The sequence below is a fragment of the Lutibacter sp. genome, assembly GCF_040883305.1.
Taxonomy (GTDB): domain Bacteria; phylum Bacteroidota; class Bacteroidia; order Flavobacteriales; family Flavobacteriaceae; genus Lutibacter.
The window spans coordinates 1-7410 of record NZ_JBFLKT010000024.1; the positions used below are offsets into that span (position 1 = coordinate 1).

Sequence of the window (7410 nt, forward strand, 5' to 3'; positions counted from 1 at the left end):
TAATTAATAATACAATTTAAATAAGATATTTAAGAAGTTCTGAAAATCGTTATTAACTTCTCAACGGAGTAGTATATTAATGATTTTCAGAGCTTTTTTATTGAGATTATATTATTTCTGAAAATGGAATTCCAAAAATAGAGAAATAATATGTTGTTGTTAGTTCAAACAAATTAGATTAACAGCTGCCGCAATTGGTATTGCAGTTACTTTTCTTTTTAGATTTAAAAAAATACTTTTTAACCAAAAATCCTATGGCTAAACCTAGAGCTATATAAACTAAAACTTCTTGCATTAACTTAAAATATTAAAGGCTAAAAACGCTGATATGTAGGCTAAAATACCCATACCTACTAATTGTAGTATTGGCCATTTCCAACTGTTAGTTTCTCTTTTTACAATTGCCAAAGTACCTACACATTGCATTGCAAATGCGTAAAATAGTAATAATGAAATCCCTGTTGGGATATTAAATCTTTTTTCTCCAGTCTCTGGATTAATTTCAGCAGCCATTCGTTGTTTTATGGTGCTCACATCTTCATTATCACTATCTACATTATAAATAGTAGCTAATGCGCCTACAAATACTTCACGAGCGGCAAAAGAACTAATCAATGCAATTCCAATTTTCCAATCGTATCCCATTGGTTTAATTATAGGCTCAATTGTTTTACCCATATAACCTATATATGAGTTTTCTAATTTATAAGAAGCTATCTTTTTTTGAAGTTCTTGTGTTGAAATTTCGTTATTTTCAATTTTAGAAGTAACTGTTTGTTCAGCATTTTTAAAAGTATCAGGTCCATTTGAAGCTAAAAACCATAATACTATAGAAAGCGCTAATATAATTTTACCAGCACCAAAAATAAACGCTTTTGTTTTTTCAACTACTTCATAAAAAATATTTTTTAATGAAGGAATTTTATAGTTAGGCATTTCTATTACAAACAAACTTTTAGTATTTATTTTTAAAACTTTATGTAATAAAATAGAGGATAAAATTGCTGCCGTAAAACCTAATAAATACAACGCCATCATTGTTAATCCTTGTAAATTAAGAATCCCAAAAACAGCTTTGTTTGGAATTATTAGAGCAATTAAAATAGCGTACACTGGCAATCGGGCAGAGCATGTTGTAAAAGGCACCACTAAAATAGTAATTAACCGTTCCTTCCAGCTACTAATGTTTCTGGAAGCCATAATTGCAGGAATTGCACAAGCCGTACCCGAAATTAAAGGGATTACACTTTTTCCGCTCATTCCAAATTTTCGCATTATTTTATCCATTAAAAATACTACACGACTCATGTAGCCAGTCTCTTCTAAAATGGAAATAAATGTAAATAAAATGGCTATTTGAGGAATAAAAATAATAACACCACCAATACCTGGAATAATACCTTCAGCAATTAAATTGGTGAAAGTTCCGGGAGGCATAACTGTTTTTACCCAAGAGCTTAAGCTTGCAAAAGCACTATCAATTAAATCCATTGGATAACTTGCCCACTCAAAAATACCTTGAAAAATAAATAGTAAGATTAAGGCAAATATTATGTATCCAAATATTTTGTGCGTTAAAATACGATCTAAAATCCCACGTAAATCACTAGCTTTTGAAGCATCAACAATAAAGGATTCTTTTAAGACATCATTAATAATTTGATATCTTAAAATAGTTTCTTTGTGTTGGTAGCGTTTTATGCACGAGATATCTTCTCTAAATTGTAATACCAAAGCTTTTTGCTGAGGAGTTAAAAAATCAAATTCCTGTATTTGAGTGATTAATAACCACGATTTGTACAGCGGAAATTCTTTAAAAGCATTTTTTAAATTTGTAAAATAATCTTTATCAATTCTATCTGATATATTACTAATTGGAGCTGTATTTAGGTTTTTATAATCTAAAATAGCAGCTTTAATTTGCTCAATTCCAATTTTTTTACGGGCACTTGCCAACACAATTTTTGTTTTTAATTGTGTTTCTAATAAAGGCACATTTATTTTAATTCCTTTACGATCCATTTGATCTACCATATTGATAACCAAAATTGTAGGAATTCTTAAATCTTTTATTTGTGTAAATAAAAGTAAATTACGTTTTATGTTTTCTATATCTACAACTACAACAATTGCATCGGGAAAAGTTTCATTTTCTTCATTTAACAGCGCATCTAAAACCATGGTTTCATCCATTGAAGTTGGATTGATACTGTAAGTTCCAGGTAAATCTGTAATTATAGCCTTGGTAGTATCGTTTAGCTTACAAAAGCCCTGTTTTTTTTCAACAGTAATTCCAGGGTAATTCCCTACTTTTTGTTTTAAACCAGTAAGCTGATTAAATAATGAAGTTTTTCCAGTATTCGGATTTCCAATTAAAGCAACTTTTACCACATTGTTAACACTCATTATTTGTTAGAAATTAACAATCGTTATTTTTTCTGCGGTTTCTTTTCTAATAGCTAAGTGACTACCATTTACTTTAATGTATAAAGGGTCTTGCATTGGTGCTTTCTGAATTAATTGTACCTCAATTCCAGGTAAACAACCCATTTCGAGCAATTTTAAAGGAATGTTCTCTAAACAAAGCTTTTCTATAAAAGCTTTTTCACCAATTTTTAAATTCGCAATAGTTTTAAACATTATTAAGAATGATTTTAAATAATATTAGCAAATATACTAAATTAGAATCATTCTAAACAATGACAATTATCATTAATTCTTAGATTGGCTTTGTAAAATTTTAATATCAGCAATTAAGCGTTGAATGTCATCATTATCAGTACCATCATAAAAACCTCTAATCTGACGTTTTTTATCAACTAAAATAAAATTTTCGGTATGAATAAAATCTTGTAAACCACCATCTCCTTCATCTAAAACAGCGAAATAACTCTTTCTAGCCAGATCGTAAATATGTTTTTTAGGGCCCGTTGTAATATTCCATTTAGCATCGATTACGCCTTTATCTAATGCGTATTGTTTTAAAACTGGAACACTATCCATAATTGGAGTTACGGAATGTGATATAAATTTAACGTCATCATCATTTAGAAATACATCCTGTAATTTAGCGATGTTATTTGTCATAACTGGGCAAATAGTCATACATCGAGTAAAGAAAAAATCAGCTACATAAATTTTGTCTTTATAAGCTGCCTGCGTAATGGTATCGCCATTTTGATTGATAAGTTTAAAATCTAAAACCTTATGATTTCTTCTAATGTGTACCAAACTTTCATCAACCAATCTTGGATTTACATCAGCTGGATTGTAAACTGGTAATATTTTTTCAGGCGTTAATAGCGAATAGATAGCGTAAATCATTACAACAGAAAAAAAAGCCATAATAATTAATGTAGGAACCGATTTTTTGAAGAATTTTAAATCCATTTTATGTGTAAAATTAAAATACAAATTTAAAACAAATAGAGATATTAGTTACCTAACTATTCTAAATGTTTGTTAAAAGGTTGAATTACCTAGTAAATCACTTTTTAAAACTGTATTTAAAACCGTACATTTGTGCGATTTTATTTTGAAACGAGCTTGGAAAAAGGTTTATCGCCAAATATGATTACAAATAGCGAACCAACCTTTCCGGCAGGCAGGCAGCATGCATGTGCTGAGCGTAGTCGAAGTATGACCTTTAAAAACAAATAGTATAGACACAAGAAAATACATTTATGGAAATATTAATTAAAGCATCACAATTTATTTTAAGCTTATCGTTTTTGATTGTGCTGCACGAATTAGGACATTTTATTCCTGCAAAAATATTTAAAACACGCGTAGAAAAATTTTACTTATTTTTTGATTATAAATTCTCGTTGTTTAAAAAGAAAATTGGAGATACCGTTTATGGTATTGGTTGGATTCCTTTAGGTGGATATGTAAAAATATCTGGTATGATAGATGAAAGTATGGATACCGAACAGATGAAACAACCTGCACAACCTTGGGAGTTTAGATCTAAACCAGCATGGCAACGTTTAATTATCATGTTAGGTGGAGTAACTGTAAATTTTATTTTAGGGATTTTAATTTATATAATGATCACCTTTGTTTGGGGAATAGATTTTGTAAAACCTGAAGGTATAAAAAATGGGTTTGCTGTACACGAATCTTTTAAACAATTAGGATTTAAGGATGGTGATGTTATTACAAAATTTAATGGGACAGAACCTTTAGATGTAACAGATGTAAATAAACATTTATTTTTAAGAGGGATTACTTCTTTAGATGTAGTACATGAAGATGGTAAAACAGCAACTATTGCAATTCCTGAAGATATTGGAAGTATAATGTGGGAAAAAGGGGTAATGGAACCTTTTAAAATTAGAACAACCCCTGTTATTGATACTGTTGTTGTAGATTCTCCTGCTGAAAAAGCTGGAATTTTAAAAAATGACAAAATTATTTCTGTAAATAATACACCTGTAGTCTATTGGCAAGATTTTTCTGAAATTGCCGCAAATTCTACTGAAGATAAATTAACAGTTGAAGTTGAAAGAAATGGAGTTTCTGAAATAATATCAATAGTTCCAAATGAAGATAAAACTATTGGTGTTTCAAATTACAGACAAAGTGGGGTGGATGTTCAACATAAGGATTATACTTTTTTAGAAAGTATTTCTAAAGGAAACTCTTTAGCTATTTGGACCCTAAAAGATTATATAACACAATTTAAATACGTATTTACCAAAAAAGGAGCAACAAGTATTGGTGGCTTTATTGCTATTGGTAATATTTTTCCAGCAAAATGGAGTTGGCAATCTTTTTGGAGTATTACAGCGTTTTTATCCATAATGCTTGGGTTTATGAATTTACTACCAATTCCTGCTTTAGACGGTGGTCATGTAGTATTTACATTGTATGAAATGATTACTGGTAGAAAGCCAAACGATAAATTTTTAGAGTACGCGCAAATTACAGGATTTTTAATTCTAATTGCACTACTTTTATTAGCTAATGGAAATGATATAGTAAAGTTATTTTCTAAATAAAAAACTGTAGGGTAAACGGTTAAAATAGAAATTGTTTTTAATCTAAGAATTCCCTTCCCATTCATTATAAAATTGCTGAAGAAAGTTCTCCATATATTGGTGACGTTCTTCAGCAATTTTTTTACCCGAAACAGTGTTCATTTTGTCTTTTAGTAATAATAATTTTTCGTAAAAATGATTGATTGTTGGCGCTTCAGAATTTTTGTACTCCTCTTTATTCATATTTAAATTGGGAGCAATTTCTGGGTTAAAAAGTTGCCTGTTTTTAAAACCGCCATAATTAAAACAGCGTGCAATACCTACTGCGCCAATAGCATCTAACCTATCTGCATCTTGTATAACCTTTAATTCTGGAGAAGTAAAGTTTTGCTGAAAATTTCCGCCTTTATATGAAATGTTGTTAATTATATTTTCAATATGAAGTATAATTTCTTCTGGTACTTCTTCGCTTTTTAAAAACGCTCGTGCAACTTTTGGACCTACAGTTTCATCGCCATTGTGAAATTTTGAATCTGCAATATCATGCAATAAAGCGCCTAATTCAACTATAAAAACAGCAACATTTTCGCTTTTAGCTATGAGTTTTGCATTGTTCCAAACACGTAAAATATGAAACCAATCGTGGCCGCCTTCAGCATTTTTTAATGTTTCTTTTACAAAGGATACAGTATTAGAAATTATTTGTTCTTTATTCATTTTTTAAAAATAAAAAAATCCATTCAAACCAGAATGGATTTTCACTTTAATAATTTTAATTTTTTTTTAGCAAAACTCTTCGTAAGCTCCTGCTAAATTTGAAGCAATTACCTCAGCGGGTCTTCCTTCAATATGATGACGTTCTAGCATATGAACTAAAACTCCATCTTTAAATAATGCAATTGCTGGTGAAGATGGAGGAAAAGGAATCATAAATTCTCTTGCTTTTCCAGTTGCTTCAGCATCAACTCCCGCAAATACAGTTACTAAATTATTTGGCACTTTGTCAGCTTGTAAAGAAGCTACAGCTCCTGGTCTACAAGTACCAGCAGCACAACCACAAACCGAGTTTACTACAACTAAGGTTGTTCCTTCTTTTTTTAAAATTTCTTCTACTTCTTGAGCTGTGTGTAATGATATAAAACCTGCATTTTCTAATTCTTCCTGCATTGGCCTTACTAATTCTGGTGGATACATATTTTTAATTTTTTTGTTAGACGTAATTTGTCGCAAATATAAGGGTTTAATTACTAAAAGTTTATTAAACTTTTAACAAGTGTATCCAATGTTAACTTTAAGTATCCTAATATTTCAATGTATCTTTGTGTTTTCAAAAATATAATATGTCAAATTTTATTAAATGGCTGGGTGCCGGACTGGGTTTTGCAGTTGGCGGACCAATAGGAAGTGTTTTAGGATATGTAGTTGGAAATTTTATTGAAGGATTTACGGCTGGTGATGTGCAACGTGCAAGCACCTATTCAACATCAAGTAGAAATTCGCAATCGGGCGATTTTGAAATTAGTTTATTATTGCTTTCGGCTGTTGTTATAAAGGCAGATGGTAAAATAGATCAACGGGAATTATCGTATGTTCGGTTGCATTTTAAAAATATGTATGGCGAAGAAAGAGCCAATCATGCTTTTAAATTATTTAAGGGATTTATAAAAAACAACAATATTTCTACACGACAAATTTGTATGCAAATTCGTCAGAATACAACACATGCAACACGTTTACAATTATTGCACTTTTTATTTGGAATTGCCAAAGCCGACGGCGCAGTTATTGAGGCTGAAGTAAATGCTATAAAAACTATTGCTGGTTATTTATATATTAGTCATCAAGATTTTGAATCTATTAAAGCCATGTTTTATGATAGCTCCGAAAGTGCTTATAAAATATTAGAAATTGAAAAATCTGTTAGTAACGATGAGTTGAAGAAAGCCTATAGAAAAATGGTTAAAAAATACCATCCAGATAAATTACAACATCTAGGAGATGAACATGTTAAAGGAGCTGAAGATAAATTTAAGCAAGTACAAAAAGCCTACGAACAAATTCAAAAAGAAAGAGGTTTGTAAATTTTTTAAAATATAATGTGACCTATTTAGAAACTGTGTGTCCAATTAAAGGTTAGTAGAAATTTAGGTTGGTTAAAATTATTTTAGCCCCAAATTTTGTTAAGTGCCTCTTTCGAGAGGCGCTTTTTTTATTTTAAATATAACTCAACAGCTGTTGGACCTTCTAAAACTGTTTTTACAATTTGTAAAGTACCATCTTCACGAGAAATAATATGCCATTTAATTAATGAAATTTTCATATCTACAATTTCAATTCCTGTTATAGAACGTGGATGCACGCAACTTCCATCATTAAAATAGGGCAATTCGTTTGGTTCTGGAAAACGAGGTCTATGCGTATGTCCAGA

At 30.3% G+C, this 7410-nt stretch carries 8 protein-coding genes and 1 pseudogene; 2 read left to right on the plus strand and 7 right to left on the minus strand.

What is annotated here, in order from left to right; all coding sequences use genetic code 11:
- Positions 1–178 precede the first annotated feature (178 nt).
- From AB1Z17_RS00620 to AB1Z17_RS00635, 4 genes are all read right to left on the minus strand, one after another.
- Complete coding sequence (locus AB1Z17_RS00620; RefSeq protein ID WP_368049856.1) at positions 179–295, minus strand: FeoB-associated Cys-rich membrane protein; 117 nt, start codon at positions 293–295, stop codon at positions 179–181.
- A complete protein-coding gene (gene feoB / locus AB1Z17_RS00625; RefSeq protein WP_368049857.1) occupies positions 295–2406 on the minus strand; it encodes a ferrous iron transport protein B in 2112 nt (703 codons plus the stop codon). The genes AB1Z17_RS00620 and feoB overlap by 1 nt, the downstream gene beginning before the upstream one ends.
- Before the next feature lie 6 nt (positions 2407–2412).
- On the minus strand, positions 2413–2640 hold the full coding sequence (locus tag AB1Z17_RS00630) for a ferrous iron transport protein A (protein WP_368049858.1): 228 nt from the start codon (positions 2638–2640) through the stop codon (positions 2413–2415).
- A 72-nt stretch (positions 2641–2712) separates the two neighbouring features.
- Complete coding sequence (locus tag AB1Z17_RS00635) at positions 2713–3390, minus strand: SCO family protein (RefSeq protein ID WP_368049859.1); 678 nt, start codon at positions 3388–3390, stop codon at positions 2713–2715.
- 293 nt (positions 3391–3683) lie between these two features.
- On the opposite strand from AB1Z17_RS00635, the gene rseP reads away from it, so the two are divergent.
- Positions 3684–5003 carry an RIP metalloprotease RseP gene (rseP, locus tag AB1Z17_RS00640; protein WP_368049860.1) on the plus strand — a complete coding sequence of 440 codons (1320 nt, stop codon included), beginning with the start codon at positions 3684–3686 and terminating at the stop codon, positions 5001–5003.
- A gap of 42 nt (positions 5004–5045) precedes the next feature.
- Here the strand turns inward: rseP and AB1Z17_RS00645 are convergent, their stop codons facing one another.
- Both AB1Z17_RS00645 and AB1Z17_RS00650 read right to left on the minus strand, forming a co-directional pair.
- The gene (locus AB1Z17_RS00645; RefSeq protein WP_368049861.1) at positions 5046–5699 is read right to left on the minus strand and encodes an HD domain-containing protein; all 654 of its coding nucleotides are present in this window, start codon (positions 5697–5699) and stop codon (positions 5046–5048) included.
- A 66-nt stretch (positions 5700–5765) separates the two neighbouring features.
- Positions 5766–6176, minus strand: coding sequence for a BrxA/BrxB family bacilliredoxin (locus AB1Z17_RS00650; protein WP_368049862.1), 411 nt, complete (start codon positions 6174–6176; stop codon positions 5766–5768).
- Between the two features lie 146 nt (positions 6177–6322).
- On the opposite strand from AB1Z17_RS00650, the gene AB1Z17_RS00655 reads away from it, so the two are divergent.
- Positions 6323–7063: a TerB family tellurite resistance protein gene (locus AB1Z17_RS00655; protein WP_368049863.1), complete on the plus strand. Its 741-nt coding sequence runs from the start codon at positions 6323–6325 to the stop codon at positions 7061–7063.
- Between the two features lie 128 nt (positions 7064–7191).
- Here AB1Z17_RS00655 and AB1Z17_RS00660 read toward each other — a convergent pair.
- Positions 7192–7410: pseudogene (locus AB1Z17_RS00660) on the minus strand (serine/threonine protein phosphatase); the annotation flags it as partial.